Source organism: Providencia sp. PROV210, from assembly GCF_028479445.1.
GTDB lineage: Bacteria > Pseudomonadota > Gammaproteobacteria > Enterobacterales > Enterobacteriaceae > Providencia > Providencia rustigianii.
This window is the reverse complement of record NZ_JAMPNQ010000002.1, coordinates 37,854-53,988: the sequence shown is the minus strand read 5'-3', so window position 1 is coordinate 53,988 and position 16,135 is coordinate 37,854. Positions and strand designations below refer to the sequence as shown.

At 39.7% G+C, this 16,135-nt stretch carries 19 protein-coding genes; 5 read left to right on the top strand and 14 right to left on the bottom strand.

Translation table 11 applies throughout. From position 1 onward, the window contains the following. Positions 1-247: 247 nt before the first annotated feature. Positions 248-475: a helix-turn-helix domain-containing protein gene (locus tag PR761_RS00560; RefSeq protein WP_154610584.1), complete on the top strand. Its 228-nt coding sequence runs from the start codon at positions 248-250 to the stop codon at positions 473-475. A 31-nt stretch (positions 476-506) separates the two neighbouring features. On the opposite strand, the gene PR761_RS00555 is transcribed toward PR761_RS00560, so the two are convergent. Next, positions 507-776, bottom strand: a complete 270-nt coding sequence (locus PR761_RS00555; RefSeq protein WP_126437142.1) for a helix-turn-helix domain-containing protein — start codon at positions 774-776, stop codon at positions 507-509. Positions 777-1,015: 239 nt separating this feature from the next. Here PR761_RS00555 and PR761_RS00550 point away from each other — a divergent pair, with 239 nt between their 5' ends. Beyond that, positions 1,016-1,315, top strand: a complete 300-nt coding sequence (locus PR761_RS00550; RefSeq protein WP_112837107.1) for an HdeA/HdeB family chaperone — start codon at positions 1,016-1,018, stop codon at positions 1,313-1,315. Positions 1,316-1,505: 190 nt separating this feature from the next. On the opposite strand, the gene PR761_RS00545 is transcribed toward PR761_RS00550, so the two are convergent. The 7 genes from PR761_RS00545 to PR761_RS00515 all read right to left on the bottom strand — a co-directional run bounded on the left by PR761_RS00545 (position 1,506) and on the right by PR761_RS00515 (position 10,878). Then, positions 1,506-5,078, bottom strand: a complete 3,573-nt coding sequence (locus PR761_RS00545; RefSeq protein ID WP_154610585.1) for a host specificity protein J — start codon at positions 5,076-5,078, stop codon at positions 1,506-1,508. A gap of 60 nt (positions 5,079-5,138) precedes the next feature. Continuing rightward, positions 5,139-5,741, bottom strand: a complete 603-nt coding sequence (locus PR761_RS00540; protein ID WP_154610586.1) for a tail assembly protein — start codon at positions 5,739-5,741, stop codon at positions 5,139-5,141. Then, a complete protein-coding gene (locus PR761_RS00535; protein WP_154610587.1) occupies positions 5,738-6,448 on the bottom strand; it encodes a C40 family peptidase in 711 nt (236 codons plus the stop codon). The genes PR761_RS00540 and PR761_RS00535 overlap by 4 nt, the downstream gene beginning before the upstream one ends. Continuing rightward, entirely contained in the window at positions 6,445-7,188 is a 744-nt protein-coding gene (locus tag PR761_RS00530) for a phage minor tail protein L (protein WP_154610588.1), read from the bottom strand. Before PR761_RS00530 ends, PR761_RS00535 begins: the two co-directional genes overlap by 4 nt. Then, positions 7,185-7,529 (bottom strand): phage tail protein, encoded by a 345-nt coding sequence (locus PR761_RS00525; protein ID WP_115164514.1) that lies wholly within the window; start codon positions 7,527-7,529, stop codon positions 7,185-7,187. Before PR761_RS00525 ends, PR761_RS00530 begins: the two co-directional genes overlap by 4 nt. Before the next feature lie 61 nt (positions 7,530-7,590). Continuing rightward, the gene (locus PR761_RS00520) at positions 7,591-7,803 is read right to left on the bottom strand and encodes a hypothetical protein (RefSeq protein ID WP_112837118.1); all 213 of its coding nucleotides are present in this window, start codon (positions 7,801-7,803) and stop codon (positions 7,591-7,593) included. A 33-nt stretch (positions 7,804-7,836) separates the two neighbouring features. Next, complete coding sequence (locus PR761_RS00515) at positions 7,837-10,878, bottom strand: phage tail tape measure protein (RefSeq protein WP_154610589.1); 3,042 nt, start codon at positions 10,876-10,878, stop codon at positions 7,837-7,839. Between the two features lie 154 nt (positions 10,879-11,032). Here PR761_RS00515 and ivy point away from each other — a divergent pair, with 154 nt between their 5' ends. Next, positions 11,033-11,479 carry an Ivy family C-type lysozyme inhibitor gene (gene ivy / locus PR761_RS00510; protein ID WP_112837121.1) on the top strand — a complete coding sequence of 149 codons (447 nt, stop codon included), beginning with the start codon at positions 11,033-11,035 and terminating at the stop codon, positions 11,477-11,479. A gap of 78 nt (positions 11,480-11,557) precedes the next feature. Here the strand turns inward: ivy and PR761_RS00505 are convergent, their stop codons facing one another. The 4 genes from PR761_RS00505 to PR761_RS00490 all read right to left on the bottom strand — a co-directional run bounded on the left by PR761_RS00505 (position 11,558) and on the right by PR761_RS00490 (position 13,985). Continuing rightward, a complete protein-coding gene (locus PR761_RS00505) occupies positions 11,558-12,235 on the bottom strand; it encodes a hypothetical protein (protein ID WP_126437154.1) in 678 nt (225 codons plus the stop codon). Between the two features lie 132 nt (positions 12,236-12,367). Next, positions 12,368-13,123, bottom strand: coding sequence for a BRO-N domain-containing protein (locus PR761_RS00500; RefSeq protein WP_154610590.1), 756 nt, complete (start codon positions 13,121-13,123; stop codon positions 12,368-12,370). A 74-nt stretch (positions 13,124-13,197) separates the two neighbouring features. Then, positions 13,198-13,767 carry a BRO-N domain-containing protein gene (locus PR761_RS00495; protein ID WP_154610591.1) on the bottom strand — a complete coding sequence of 190 codons (570 nt, stop codon included), beginning with the start codon at positions 13,765-13,767 and terminating at the stop codon, positions 13,198-13,200. 35 nt (positions 13,768-13,802) lie between these two features. Further along, the gene (locus PR761_RS00490; RefSeq protein ID WP_115164875.1) at positions 13,803-13,985 is read right to left on the bottom strand and encodes an Arc family DNA binding domain-containing protein; all 183 of its coding nucleotides are present in this window, start codon (positions 13,983-13,985) and stop codon (positions 13,803-13,805) included. Between the two features lie 131 nt (positions 13,986-14,116). Between PR761_RS00490 and PR761_RS00485 the strand changes: the two genes are divergently transcribed. Both PR761_RS00485 and PR761_RS00480 read left to right on the top strand, forming a co-directional pair. Beyond that, positions 14,117-14,572, top strand: a complete 456-nt coding sequence (locus PR761_RS00485) for an Arc family DNA-binding protein (protein WP_154610592.1) — start codon at positions 14,117-14,119, stop codon at positions 14,570-14,572. Between the two features lie 9 nt (positions 14,573-14,581). After that, positions 14,582-15,265, top strand: a complete 684-nt coding sequence (locus PR761_RS00480) for a DUF4145 domain-containing protein (protein WP_154610593.1) — start codon at positions 14,582-14,584, stop codon at positions 15,263-15,265. Between the two features lie 57 nt (positions 15,266-15,322). Here PR761_RS00480 and PR761_RS00475 read toward each other — a convergent pair whose 3' ends face one another. Both PR761_RS00475 and PR761_RS00470 read right to left on the bottom strand, forming a co-directional pair. Beyond that, complete coding sequence (locus PR761_RS00475; RefSeq protein WP_154610594.1) at positions 15,323-15,787, bottom strand: hypothetical protein; 465 nt, start codon at positions 15,785-15,787, stop codon at positions 15,323-15,325. A gap of 60 nt (positions 15,788-15,847) precedes the next feature. Next, positions 15,848-16,045: a hypothetical protein gene (locus tag PR761_RS00470; RefSeq protein ID WP_154610595.1), complete on the bottom strand. Its 198-nt coding sequence runs from the start codon at positions 16,043-16,045 to the stop codon at positions 15,848-15,850. Positions 16,046-16,135 lie beyond the last annotated feature (90 nt).

Sequence of the window (16,135 nt, the reverse complement as noted above, 5' to 3'; positions counted from 1 at the left end):
TTCAACTCCCGCCAGCTCCACCAAATTTTAACTGTCAGTGATGTGACAACAACTTTAAAAACAGTAACTTGGCAAAGTTGAGCAGACAGTAACATTACCCAGAATGGACTTCAAAATGCACGCGAAATGCACGTGTATTAGAAGAATAGAAAAGCTCACTTCGGTGGGCTTTTTTGTTATCTACCAAGCACTAAATTTGTAACACAGCCATCATTATATTTAACCAATTGAGTATATAGGGGGTATTATGACAAACAAGATGTTCGGTAATTTCATAAAAAAAATTCGTATCCAAAAAAACATCTCAACTTCAGAGATAGCTAAGAACTTAACTGTATCTGAAGCTGAGTATATTCGATATGAAAATGGGGATATGTCTATCTACATTGATGATCTGTTTGTTATAGCGAAAATTTTAGATACTGATGTGAATTATCTGCTGAATATATATGAAAAAAACAGTTCATTTTATTAAATAGAACTACAGAAAGTTCAGCTTATGCTTGTTATATTTTTATATTATAATCAATAGGTTCTTTGTAAGCTTCTTCCATCACCTGTTCGAAAAAAAACTCAATATTAACATTTAATACTTTAAGTGCTGATACCAAAGTATCTATATCAATTTTATTGATCCCTCGTTCATACCGGTATAACTGCTGCTCGCTCTTACATCCTGTCAACTTGGAAAACTGAGATGCAGTATATCCAGCATCTCGCCTCAGAGATTTAACTTTTTGTCCTACCAACGCTGATACTGTACGATTCATACTCATATTAATGCCCCATCCAACAGTCGTTAAATATAATAATTAAACTTTAACTTCTAGGTTTATATATCTATTACATATCAAGTATAGATGTCATTTTAGAATCATCCATAAAAGATAGTTATATTTTGATAATTATCACTTATCCATGTTTTTCTGTTGACTTTACTGGTATATAGCACTATTTATAAGTAAAGCATTTTATTTCAATAGCTATTGCCACTAGAAAATGAAGAGGAATATTTATGAATAAGTTTATAATTTCTGCTTGTATGATTGCATCAAGTGCCCTGTCCTTCAATGCATTAGCCGCAGACAAAATGACCTCAACCCCCGAAAATATGACATGTAAAGAGTATGTGGACCTGAACCCTAAAAGCTGGGCTCCAGTTGCCTTATGGGTAACATCACAAGATACTCAGTTTAAAAGTGGAGACTGGGTGGCATTATCTGAGCAGAGCGTTGCGGAAGCTCCTTTAATCCTTGAGTTTTGTAAGAAAAAACCTGAAGGAACTTTAAAAGATTACCTTGCTAGCAAGAAATAAAGTTTTTAACAAGTAATAGCCGCAGTTTATTTTCTGCGGCTATTTAGATTATTCACAGCAATTCTATTTTCTCTATTCCCATCCTTGATACCAATACAGTAGTAGTTTTTATTAACTTCACCGCTTCAATGAATGAAATTGTCTTCTAATATAGTTTAACCATCCAGAAAAATAGATTTAATAGTTATTGCTACTGATTTATTGGCCTAATGAGTGTTGAGCCTTCTTTATATATTTCTGCTCTTTTTGTATTCGAAAAGGTAAATTTCACATATCTATTTGTATTACTTGATACAGCAACTGTATAGGCTCGCAAATACACAAATATGCTTTTCCCTCGTCCCAAAGCAGGTATAGGAATATCATTTGCTGTTAATGTCATCTTCAATCCATTATTGATGTCTTCTCTTGCTTGGCTACTAACAAGAGTTTTTATGCCACCTTCTCCATCATCAACACCCACTAAAAATGCATATGTTGAATAATTCATTCCTGGAGAGGCTCTGGACGTTTCAAAAACACATGACAGCCCAGCATCAAATACACGAACGAAATTATCAGAACTAATCTCTATTGCTTTAATCCATCCTGTTTCAAGTGCTCCTTTGGGAAAGGTTTTGTTCAATGGCGTTCCTGATATCTTTTTATTTGTTGCAAAGTACACATCACCTAAAACTTCCTTTGCATCAACAGTTCCACTAAAGTGACCATCTGCACCATCAATTCGCCCTCGGAATGTAGCAGCATTAAATTCTGCATTACCATCCTTATTAATTGACCATCCTGATTTACCCGAAATGAAGTTATTCGACTGAATCACATTCCCTATCTTGGCATTGCTAATCGATGCATCGGCGATGAATGACTCACGCATGTAAATCTGTCCATTTTTCATGAACATCAAAGGTTCCATTTTTCCTCGTGTTGGATTAAAAAAGGCAAAATTATTCGCATTAAACCCAATATATGATTCGATTTGTCCACCCTTTACTTCAGCACTCACCACCATACTTGCCGCATTATATTTTTTCCCATCAACCATAATTGTGATGTTTGTACTGTGCATCGCATATCCACTCCCCTGAGAAAACTGCGCTTGCATCTTGGTATTAATCATTGCGGCTTGGTTTTCAAATTTTGCCTGAACTTGCTTTTGAGATTCAGCAAATGATTGGTTTAAATCGATAATCGCCTTATCGAGTTTAACGATACCAGCATCAATGCTTTTAACGGAATCATTTAGCCAATCTAGTTCATCAGCAAGTTGTTTTCCCGCTTCTGTAGACATAAATTGGTCACTTAAATCAGGAAGGATAGTATTTACATCAAACTCAGATTCCCCACGCACGAATGATGTCCACTCGGATTCGTTCCCCGACTTATCCACTAAGCGAGCCCTAAAATAAAATACAGTTCCCGCAGCGAGCCCCGTGATTTCATGAGAACGGGAAGGATAAGGCACATCAGCTAGCAACATCACACCGTGACCATCATGGGTTTTACTGTACTGAATTTCAGTTTTTAGCGTATCACTGGTATTTTCATCAAACCCCCAATCCAACTTAATACCGAACACAAGTGAGGAAGCTCTGAAATTCACGGGCTTCGGTGGATTACCGACTTTTCCAGTCAGACTCGTTTCGGGCGCATTAGCCCACACACTGGAAATTTCAGCAGCATTAATCGCTCTCACTCGCACTTGATATCGACCCGAATAAATCCCGTTAACCTCAAACCCCAGTGAAGATGTCCGTGGAACATTAATCCAGTTCCCGTTGTCACGACGCCACTGAGCCTCATAAGCAATGGCACTTTCCGCTGCATCCCAGCTAACACTGAGTATTGAAAACGCTATGCCTTGGTCAACAATTGAGTAAGAAGATATTTTTACACTGCTCGGAGCAGGTTGAACGCTAGGCGGAATAATAGTCACAGGGCGCTCATCTATTCGCGCACCAGAATCGATGTGCTCATAATTATCCGGATTGTGGGCTGCACCACTAATAGTGTAGGTGTTATCGCCGTTATCACTGATATTAATCACTCGGTATAGTTGAACGGCTAAATCATCCGAATCCACTACCCACACAGCGTCTTTCTGCGGTACTTGAGAATACCCAACAGAGACAGTTACAATCTTATTATTCACCGCTGTCACTGTACGCCCCTCTGATCGTCCATCCGGAAGGTTGATGATTAAACGATCCCCCTCTTTAATCGATGTCACTCTATCGAGTGTAATATTTCGTCCATTAGCCCCAGCAATACGTCCACCAGTCTCTCGCCCTGCCAAGTTTGAATCGGCTACGGCAATGATATGACCCGGTGAAGGAATAGCCCCTTCTAACCCCGTAGCAAATGTGATCATGCGGTCATTTGCATTAGTCAATAATGCCCAGCGACCACGACGATTCGCTTCACTTCGACGGGTACACCCAATCGCGGACAACTCGGTTTTACGCACCCCATATCGGCGCTGAAGCTGTAAATCCACTACAGCCTCGATATCATCATGACTGTGGTTATCTGTATCCGTAAATGAGACCAGTGCTTGGGTGTAACGATTCTGGATGCTTCCCCCCGAATAGGACGGTTTCCCCCCAACAATATTGGCATTAGTAAACGTACGAAAGAGAGGTGCAGGCATATCGGCAACCGCATTGACTTTATTGTCCGCCCAAAAAGTCATTCCCCGAAAAATAGCCGCAATATCGCGTAATACGGTATACGCAGCCTCTTGTGATTGAATATATACATCACATAAAAAACGAGGCTCTTTACCGTCACCTCCTCGCCCATCAGGCACCAATTCATCACAATACTGTGCGATTTTGTACAAATCCCATTTTTCTATTTGATTCGCATTGATTCGTTCACCACAGCCATAACGATTATTCAGGACTAAATCATAAAACACCCACGCGGGATTATTTGTCGCCGCTAATTTGAAAGTCCCATCCCATACCCCTGAATATGTTCGATTAACAGGATCGTAGTTCGTTGGCACTTTGATGAGTAGCCCTCCTTTTGGACGAATGCTCACCTTGGGGATCCGATTATTAAATTGACGCGCATTAAACGTCACAAATAAGAGTGCGGTATTCGGATAGCGTAACTTTGCATCAATCACCTCAGTCACAGCAGCAATCATCACTTTATCAGCAATACGTGCGGTATTTTGGTTTGGTGTTAGACGACGAACACGCAGTTGCCACCCAGTTGTCGCTTCGGGTAAATCAATACGGTGAGTACGTTGATATTCGCTTGTGGTTTTACCATCAAATGCAGACTTAATGAGTTCTTGATACCCAGCACCATCAGTAGACAAATCAATCGCATACTCAATACGGTACCCCGTTGTATCGCCGTTATCATGCTGACGCATTAGCTGAGGAATCGAGAAGCGGACACGAACAGCCGATAATTGAGTATTATTGAAAGTTTTAACGTAGGGTTGATCATGCTTCAGCTCCATGCCGACACTAACTTCATTATCAACAGAAGGGATCCCTTTGATGTACTCTTGCTGCTCGCTACCGGGGCGAAACTCCCACGTCACCCCTTCGAAATTTTTCGTTCCGTCAGTATTACCAATAGGCGTATCATCCAAAAAAATACGGGTATCATCTAATCCACCCGCTATTTCCCCCTCAGAGATAGCTAATAGTATTTTTGCGGTCGATTCTGAAAGAAGATTATCTTTGGCTTCTACTGGCGTATGACCGCCCCCGCCGCCACCTTTAGCGCCGTATATCGTTTCCATATTTCACCCATAAAAAAACGGCACTCAAGCCGTTTCCGTATATGATAAAGATTAGTTTTGTTATTTTTGGTCTTCGGTATAGATACCCGCGGAGATAATCGCACCTCCGACTTCGCGGCGATCTAGTCCATATAACAGCGGCACGGGATTGCCCTGCACCGTGGTATTTACAGCGCCACCAAATGCATAGGATGGCTTATTATCCGCATCTTGCCGCATGGATAACCCTCTCGGTTGAGGTGAAAGCATCTGCACAATCCCACCTAGTGCCAGTGCAGCTCCTCCCATTGCAGCAGCGCCAGCCCAGCCCCCGGCTGCAAATGCTGCCGCAATTCCCCCTGTTGCCCATGATGCAACAGCAATTAATGCCGCACCCAGTATGGTCTGAAAAAAACCACCACGTTTGCTCCCTTTAATCACGGGTACAATACGAATATCTTCACAAGTATCGAGATACAGCTCATCCTCGTTGATGTTCCGCTTACCTTTGAACACCGCAAATTCCAGCCCTTTGAGATGTGCATTCGCTAGAAACTGCTCAAAACCATCATAAAGTACGGGTAGCGCTTTAATCGCCTCTCGTGGAGAATTGATAGCAAGCTGATGTTCACGACCAAATTTAGCTCCGATTACACCATACAGACGTATGTTTTTTAAACTCATACCAACTCCTTACGTCTCACTATTTTCACGGTTCTATCACGCCAGTAATCACTGTAAGGAACTATTCGGCTTAATTGCCCATAGAGATGATGAAGTAACATACCATTCACTATCACCCCAGCATGATTCGGTACCTCGGCTTGCACTTGCATAATGATCATGTCGCCGTCCTTAAGGTCGCCAGAAAACTCGACAAATCCCGCTTTTTGCCAGTTCTCCATATACAAATTCTCGCCCTCTTCCCACCAGTGTCTATCAACGCTGTAATTATGCAGCTCAATCCCGTGCATCTGTCGGTAATAATCCATAATGAGCGACCAACAATCTGCGTGACCAAGCACAAACGGACGACCTTCTAACTCACGCTCAATTCTAGGCTGGATTATGCGGATATCACCTTCCGGATAGGAAGCAATCACCCACGGTAGCCCCGAAGCATCACATTGCAGTTTGTCTATTTCGCTCGGCTGAGACGTCACCCCATCTCCGCAATGGCTATGAACAATGGCTATTGGATTGCCCCAATCTTCAGCTGCGGCATAGTCTTCTGGTGAAAGTTCAAAGTGTTCAGTGGGGTTATTTGAAAGATTACTGCAGGGAAAGTATTTTTTGACTCGGCTTTTTTGACAAATAACGCCACACGCCTCTTTAGGATATTCCGCTTTTACATGCTGAAATATCTCCTCAGTTAATTTCTTTGTGATCATCGTATTAACCCCGCGGCAGGGAATCCTCCAAAATCCAAAGGTTCATTTTCGCCAAAACGCTTTTTACAGTCGCTAATGAGTCCACCGCACTTATCTAATGCAGGATCATCAACAGACTCACCACGTTCATCAAAATATTTATTGCCGGTATAGTTACAGCCTCTCCCGCTTCGATAATCGCCTTTCATGCACCAGAAACAGAGGTTATGTATTTGGCGACCGGGGATCATAACCCCTTGTAAATCGAACGGACTCGACAACTCAAATTCAACAGCTTCTCCTGCCACTTCGTTCGTTTTTCTGTCTATGAAATAAACCTGCTTGAAAAACTCTTCTGGGTTAGCTGTAGGATTTTCCTCTGGAAAATTCTTAGCATCTAGATAGTGCGCGAATGTTTCATAAATAGTCACTTTAGCTAGCGCCATGTCATCAAATTGCAAGCACAACGAGGATATCAGACCATCGATATTCGCTACTCTTAATATGGGTCTGGCTGGGCTACCATCACTATTTTTAGCAATACCCTCAATTTCATAAGCCCATGCGCCATATTCATTTCCTTGCCACCAAATGGACTTCGGCTTGATGTCTCCCTCTGTAGCGTCAATTTCTTCGGATGTGTACGGTAGGTTGTAGGCATGGAATCGAAGAGTTGGTCCATCAAATTCACTGCCATCCACCTCAATTAATTGAACCTTATTCCCCGGTTCTAATTTTTGAATGTCAGATGTTATATTCATACACTAAACGCCTGTTCAAAGGTTGCAGTTATAGTGATAGAGCTACCGCCAATTGGCTTTAATGTGATGGAATCAGCTTTCACTCGATATAGTCCTTTATCACCAAAAGGCGGGATCCACAGAAATGATCTTACCGTATGAGCTCTAATGAATTGAAAGATGGGTTCTACTTCTGATTTATGTCCCGTATAAGTAAATGGCCATGACTGCGTTTCAGTATTGATACCATCCCCTGAAACTTGTTTATAGCCATCACCAAATACAACTTCTCTTACACGATGTTTAAATTCACCAGTTGGCGAGTCTTGAATTTGAGTTCGCCACTTAAACTCTTCAATCATGATCACCTCAAATAAAAAAGCCACCCGAAGGTGGCTATGTGAGAATCAATCTAGATAATCTTTACTGATTTAATAATTTGATAGTTTTTCGTGCGTGATCTTTAGCTTCTTCAAAGTATTCGGCTAGCGGTTTACTAGAGTTAAAGTTTGTTTGATAAACTATATTTGCCAATACAAAATCAACGCTAAATTCATCACCTTTATAGACATCGACAGGAATACTGATTTGCTCATCTTCTGGGTTAATGATTACAGTTCCAAGTTTTAATTCCATAACTACCTCTCATTAATTATTTTAATACAGGACTTATCTTCCAATAGAAACGGCTTTAATTATTTTGTACAAGTCACCACCTTCACGCCCTTCTATTGCCATAAAGCGCTTAAGTTTATTATTTAAGGATTGCTCCGCAGCTCGGATATCAATATTTTGCATAGAGCTTTGTTGTTGAGCGCCACCTTCAACGCTGATACCACCAAGGTTAAGATTAACGTTAATCCCACCAGTAGATTGCGCTCCGTAAACTTGCACTCGAGGCTGATTAACTGACATGGGCTGAGAACCCCCGACATAACCACCAGATGCATAACCTCTCTTTCCTGCATCCATCATCCGATATAGATTAGCTTTACCTAATTTCGCAGTGCTCTCTTTGTCAAATACGAACTCTCCACGATGAACAATTCCAGCTGGGTCGTATTTTCCGCCATCTCCGGTATATCCTCCAGAATCATATTTATCTATCCCGAGAAAGTTGCCTATCGCAGTTCCACCAAAAGCAGCTTTCATAGCATTCAGCATCGCCATTTGTACTAGCATTTTTGTGGTCATTTCTAAGAATGAGCGAGTGAAGTCACCGAAACTCGCTTTACCCGAGATGACAAAATCAGAAACGCTATTACTCATACCTTGAAATACTGATTGGCTAATTTGAGATACGTTACCATAAACATTGGAGACTTGGTCTTGAAATTCTGAAAATCCCCGTTTAACTCCAGCCTCCCAATTGTTACGTAACGAATCTTCTTTACTGTAATAATCCTCTAATGCCTGCTTCTCTGCTGGTGATTTAGCTTGCTCAAGTGCGATGTCACGTTGGTACATACGGTCAGATTTACCGGAACCCATATCCAGTGCTCGACTCTTAGCTTTTATTTCTTCTACTCGTTTTAGTTGTCTATCTAACTCTCTATTATGTTGCTTTTGACGCTCTACTTCATCGCCAACTACTGCTAACGCACGCTGAGAGGCTAATACATATTCTTTTTTAGCCAATAACGATTGCTCATCATTGGTAAGCTTACGTGTCGCTTTTGCTTCTTCTAATACAGCTATTTTGGCTTCCATATCCCAAAGTTTTTTACGCTCTGAGCTAATCACATCAGCAACAGTTTTGTGCTCTTTTAATACTTTAAGTTGAGCCTGTAGAGAAACGAGAGCTTCATTGGCTGACTCATCCGCACGAGTGCCATAGTCAGGTCGATAGGTTTTTTTAGGCGTGTTATCTTTAAATTGTTTCTCAATACCTTTCCTTGCTTTATCTATATCTGCTTGACTCCATAAGGAAACAACACCTTCTTTAGCCTGTTGCTTATTCTGGTGTATTAACTTATTAAGTTCCTTTTCAATTTTTACTCGTCTTTCTGCTGGACTAAGCCCACTCTCAACAAACCTATTAAACTCTTGCTGAGCTTTTATTGCATCTTCTTGAGCCTTTCTCGTCAAACGAGCTCTCTCAGCTTCCAGTGCTTCTGTAGCTACCGCCTTATCGGCAAGTTCATAGGCTTGTTTTGCAAGTTCAACTTCGCGCTTAGCGCTTGCTAAACGCTCTGCATTTCTTTTATCTATTGCTTGAGTTATTTTACTGTTGCCTTGATAACTTCCAGAATTACCTAAACTATTTGCTAATGACTTATATTTCTTTTCAGCCTCTTGCCATTCAGTAAATGCTGTTTGTCGTTTCAATGCGTTATCAGGATTTCGACCAATCCCCAGCATCGAATCCCAACCTTTCTTGGCTGCATTCTCAACCCAATTCCATGCGCGTTCTAACGAACCTAAATTTTCAACAATCGATCTTGAACGCTGATTCATTGCTTCTGCATAGGCTTTAGTCGCTAGTTCAGCGGCTTTTTCTGTTCTTCCTTGAGCTTCTGCCGCAGCAATTTGTTCATATTGCTTAGCAGTTAAAAAATGAAGTGATTTATCTAGTTCAGCAACAGCTTTAACCGGGTCCTCTTTTAAACGCTGAAATTGCTTGATTGTTTCATCAATTGACTGACCAACAGCCTTTTCCATTGCAGCTGCTGTTTTGGAAATCATCCCAACCGCATCACCGGAAAATGTTCCTGAACCAACAACTTTTGATATAGCATCAGCCATACCATGCTGAGTAATGCCATTTCCTGATAAGTTTCTAGCAAGAGCATCCAATTGTGCCGCTGTCTTCCCTGCATACCCACCAGTAAGAATCAGCTGTTTGTTATACTCTCCAAACTCTTTAGAACCTTGATATGCAGCAAGTGCCACCGCTGAAGCGGCACCAGCAAATCCAAACATTGCAACTCTTGCCGGGGTAATTAGCGATGCTAACGCCTTCAATGAATTACCTATACCACCGAAGGAATCTTTTATCTGTCCACCTTGCTGTATCATCACCATCCATACAGGCATTCCTGATGCTAGTGACGTGACAATATCCGTCATTTGAGCGGGTAATTGACGCATAGCATTTCGATATTGACCAATCGTAATTGAACCATTTAAAAATGCTTTCTCTTGCTCTTTTAACCTGCTGATCATCGGCGCAGCCTGCTGAGAAACCCCCATTTGCGCTGCTTTCAACTCTAAAATTTCAGTTTTGGTTTTCCCTATAAAATCCGTCTGATTTTTAAGAGATTTCAAAAATTCATCCGCGGCTTGTTTTGCTTTATTTGTTGCTGCTTCTTGAGCTAATAATGCTTGCCCTTCCGCAGTCAGAGACATATGCATTCTTTGCAACTTATCTCTAGTTTGCTCCAAGATATCGTTATAATCTTTGAATTGATCTTTGGGAAGTAACCCTTTTTTACTTGCTGCTACAAGCTTTGTTTGCCAGTCATCTAATCGTTCAAAAGCTTTATTTGTAGGGTTCAGCTGATTAAGTAACTCATGAAGCTCTTTGCGCTGTTTTTCAGCTGCTTGAGTTGCTTTTTTCTGATTATCTACACCGCGTTTAAATTGTTCATTCAGGTCTTGGGCTGAGCCATTTACCTTTTCTGCTGTGCTGCCAAACTCCTTTAATTTTTGAGTCCCGCGCTCTAAATCAGACGTATCAGCTTTAAGCGAGATGGTTGCTATATCTGCCATTTACCTTTCTCCAGATATAAAAAAACCACCCATCGGTGGTTAGATTAGCTTGTATGTAACTTTTATTTAAATTAACGCCATATTATTCTAGAATTTCATTCTCCAACATTCGTTACTAACCAGATAACCTTTAAACGCACAAAGGATTATTAACATGCTTAGAAAATTGACACTCATCGCAACCCTTTTCATCGCAGCCAATGCTCATGCAGGCAACGATTTAACTATCAGTAAGTTAGCTAGTGATACAAATACTAAAACAGCATTCCTTCAAGTTGTAAAAAATAACGACCTCCCATCATGGGTCTTAACTGGTGGTACTGAATCCCCATCAAATACTGTGACTTTAAACGGTAATGAATACCAAGTAGCAACAGCGTGCAAACCTCACAATTGCCCAGCAGAGCGAATTGCGATTATGTACTCTAAAGAAAAGAATGTTATGGCAGGTGTATTCTCTTCAAATGATGAAAAGAACAATACTGAGGATTTACTCTGGTTTAATATCACCGATGATTTATCAATCGATGGGAAAACGGTTTTATTTGCAGCTCTTACGGGCAGCCTCGATAATCACCCTAATGATTTCAATTATAAGTAATTAAACCTAACATAATGAACTGGTATCGGTTAGGGATGCCAGTTCATATGAGCGATATTTAACCATCAAAAAGGGAAATTATTCCTTATTAAAATTACTAATTACTTTGTATTTGATAAATTCGTTAGTTGCATCTAAAACCTCAACTCTAGCTCCTTTATATCCAATAACTTTAGATTCAGATAAGTCATACTCAACATCGTTATTAAATGCTGGTCTAGCCATACTATTTGATGCTTCCCTATATCCTATATTAATTTTATTACCGACTCGTCCATTATAAAGTAGTGTTTGTTGAAACGAATTATCATTTGCCACATTTAATGTCGTTTTTTCATAAGGCATATTTGATTCACATACAGCAACAGAGAATACCGTTATTACACATAAATCTTTATTTTTGGCTTTTACCATAATGGCATTCCAAGGGTCTGCAAGAACAGCTTTATCGATGGTACCTGAATCAACAGTCCCAGTTGGGAAGTAAAATTCACCATCAGCGCTCTCACCTATCTTTTTGAATACACCAGCGGTGATAGTATAAGCCCATGAAACCTTAGCTGGAGCAGTTACCTTTAACCCATCAAATTCACTCATTATTCCTTGCTTAAGCATTGAGTCACCAACATAAGCTGTATTTATACTCCCTATTGGTGGCTCACTAATATTTTTTACTTTAGGCATATAATTATATTTTGTCGACGTACACCCGCTGATAAAAAGTAGTGCAGACAATGATAGTATTAAATTTTTCATTTCATTCTCTATTTAGCTTTTATTAATATTTCTTATATTATCTATATAATGATGATTTTTAATAGAAGAATAAACGCCGTTAAACTACTCTTGTGATCTAGATTACAAGCCCATCCTTGGGCTATGTGTAAGTTAGGCAACTTCCTTCCCGTGAATGATATGGCGTAATGCGCTAATACCGTTCTCGTTATAGCGGAATGCTTCAACCTGCTTTGATGAATGAGCTGACTTGTCCAAGAAAAACTTACCGAATTTGTCAGTTTTCAATCCGTTCTTGTTGGCAATACGACCAATTTTATTTGCTGACACTTCTAACATATCACCTACTTCACCAGCGGTGTAATACTTTTGTTCAAGCACTGGTAATGGTACGGCTTCAAAGCCGACAATAGGATTCACAATGTTAGCCGCCACACACTGTTTTGACTCATTACTTAGGTTGGGCATCAGGTCAAATAAATTGGCAATAGCATCAACCGACATTTTCAATGTTCTGGCTTGACGATATTCAAGTAACCCAGATTGGCTTTTCTCAATTGAATAGCTTCCTGTTTCCATAATTTCAGGTAAAACTTGCTCACACACCCAATCCTGAACATTTTCCGCTGATGATAGTTTGCTACGCATAATCAGACGGAACATATCAGACTGCCCAGCCAAAATAACACCTTTAGGATTATCAAAGCCCAATTCTAACGATTCGTTATAATTAAGTTTAATCAGTGACTTACAATGGTCTTTTAATGCTTTTGACGGATTTGAATACCCTAATGAAATAGCTAACTCAACAGCCAGAAATACAGGCTTACCTTTGTATTTCAAACCTGAAACGGTCACTAATTGCTCGTTGCTTGACTTATAGTTAAAAACTCGAATACTATTACTCATAAATATACATCCTATATTTTAGTTTAAGATGAGCCGATAGCTGTAACTATCGGCTTTTCTGCCTTTAGTGCTAATCACTGTGTTAATCTTCTAACCTGCTTTTTACTTGCTATCTTTTTCATACTTGCTGTATACATCCAAAACATATTCATCGTTGAGCTAAGTCGGTTAGCCATCTTGGGATCAAATACTGCGATATCATTTTTGGCTAACTCCCATGTATCACAAATCAAATTCAATCTAGCCAATAACACATTCACACTAACTGATTTTTGTCTTGTTACAGGCAAGCTCTGCTTTTCTTGAACCTCCTTGTCTAAGATATCTAGCACCCATTTACGGAACTCTTTTGCTACTGGAGTGTTAGAAAACATTGCGATCAGATGAGCGCCGCGTAAAGAGAAAACTCTAACCATTGCATCAACTTCACCAGTTTTTCTAACCAACGTCATTTTGACGGTGGTTGTCATTGACGAGGTAAACTCATCAGAATTACGAGAGTAAACGCGGTTAACGTTATCTGTTCTGCTATAGCCTAACGCTTTAGCCAATTCAGTTGACGTGAACCACAACTGACCATCTTCAACGATTGGGTTGAATGTGAAGTTCTGGAAAGTCAAATCTGTTTTCGCTACAATATTCATGTCATTTATTCCTTTCTATGGGTTTTACTTGGCAACTAGCCTCGACTGTTCGCGCAGTTGGGGCTTTTCTTTTCTATCAGTCCGTATGCTTTTCTTAACTGATAAATCACTTCTGTATTAAATTTCCTGCACTCTAATTCGCCATTACGCTCTATTGCCTGACAAATATCCTCCGGAAACCTAATTTTCTTTTGATACATATCTTTTGCTTTCTGCATTATTTCATCCTTAAACCACTGAGTGCCCCAATGTGGGGCAATTTTATTGTCACACCGTGCGTCATTGAAGTCAACCCCACAGTGGGGCATAATTTTATAATCATTTTCATTACCGAAAACTGGAATTCATCATGAGCCGAGAAGACCCACAGTTACGTATTAGGCTACCAATTGAATTAAAAGAAAAAATAGAAGTCGCTGCTAAAGAAAACACTCGTTCAATGAATGCAGAAATAGTCCAAAGGCTTGAGATGAGCTTTCTTAATGAAGTAAATACTGATGATTTAATTCCAGCTAAAGATGTTGTTCAGATAGCTAAAAAAGCAAGAGAAGAGCTATCTGGAGTGATTCTTAAAAGAACATTTGCGGAGATAAACAAAAAGGCTCGTATTGGACACACAGAGTTTTGTATCTCTCTTAGTGACTTAGAGCTAGAGATCCTTGATGAAGAGGATTTTTTCGCCATTCTCAGCCCGACATTTGAACAACTCAATAAATTAGGCTACGAGGTTTCAGAAAGAACAATTGACAATAATGGTTTTTTGATAGGCATATCAGATAAAAATCACACATCAACTGATAAATAAGGTTTTTTAATGAGTAAGGCTATCTCTCCATCATTACACCTTGAAGCATTTAATTGTCCTCATTGTGGCGCGTATGCTCACATGGAATGGCATGATTTATATTATGACTCAAACGAATTCATTGGCAGGACTAAATCCAAGATCCGCTATGTCCAGTGTTCAAGTTGTAAGGAATATAATGTTTGGATAATTACTAAATTTATTCCAACAGTAGGAGGCTTACTAGACTCAGTTGGTCACATGATATCCCCTGTTTCATCTAATATTGCTCTGCCTTCAGATGATATGCCTGAAGATGTTAAGCAAGACTATATTGAGGCTGCTAACATCTATCAAAAATCACCTAGAGGGGCAGCAGCCCTTCTACGTCTTGGACTGCAAAAGTTGTGCAAGCATCTTGGTGCTGAAGGGAAAAACATAAATACAGATATAAATACACTAGCCAAAGATGACAAAATTTCAAAACAGCTCATCAAAGCAGCTGACATAGTGAGAATAACGGGTAATAACGCAGTCCACCCAGGAACTATTAATGATGAAGATTTTGATAATATAGCCATAAAGCTCTTTGACTTGCTTAATATTATAGTTCGCCAAGGAATAACCGAACCCAAAGAAGTTAATGAGTTATTTAATAAAATGCCAGATGGCCCTAGACAATCCGCAGAAAATAGAAGCAAACCAAAGCCCTAACCACCCAGCCCAAGGAAGGGCTAGATCCAGACAATAAAAAACCCACCGGAGTGGGTATTAATGATTAGGGGAGAAATCTTCTTCCCATTTTAAAAACTTAATAATTTGATGTACAACATCTAAACTGGTATTGACTAGCTCCATATTTCTATCAGAATAATCAAAACCATGTTCCAGCTCTTTTCCTCCATGAAATAAATTGTTTCTTACTGTTTTTAAAGCACTAACAATATTATTTAACTCGTTGCCTGTATTATTAATTTCAACCCATCCCACATCACCAACCACCTGTTTTTTAGGCCTTAATTCAAATAATTTTTTCCCTGCTGGTATGTTTTCATATGTTATTCTTTTTTTATTATCTTTAACAAGCTTACCCCAATCAGCTTCTGCGTTCTTGCCTACAGGTTGTCTTGCTGGGTCTTTTAATTTTAATTTTAGACAATATTCTAATCTCGCATATGCATACATGAATTCAAACATCGCAATCTTTTCTTTTTTTGGAATATGATCAGTAATCATATAAAAATCCTTAATAGATAATTTAACACTCGTCCTGCACCTCGCTGTATAAAAATCACACTAAAACCTAGCTGCTACCCCAGCATCTCTTAAAATATTATTTGCCTTAGCAGAAGCTATTATAATTAATGGAACCTCAATTTTTCTTCCTGACACAATGTGATACCACATTTCATGTGTACTAAAATTTGATTGCGCTTTCCACCCAGCATCTTTCATTAGCCTTGCTACTTCGGAATAAAAATTATATACGCCCATATACTTCCCCGCCATTTAGTAAACCATCTAATGGTAGACCGAACACTAAAGTGAGGCAATTCTCTTTATCCTTGATATGTGATTAGCTCA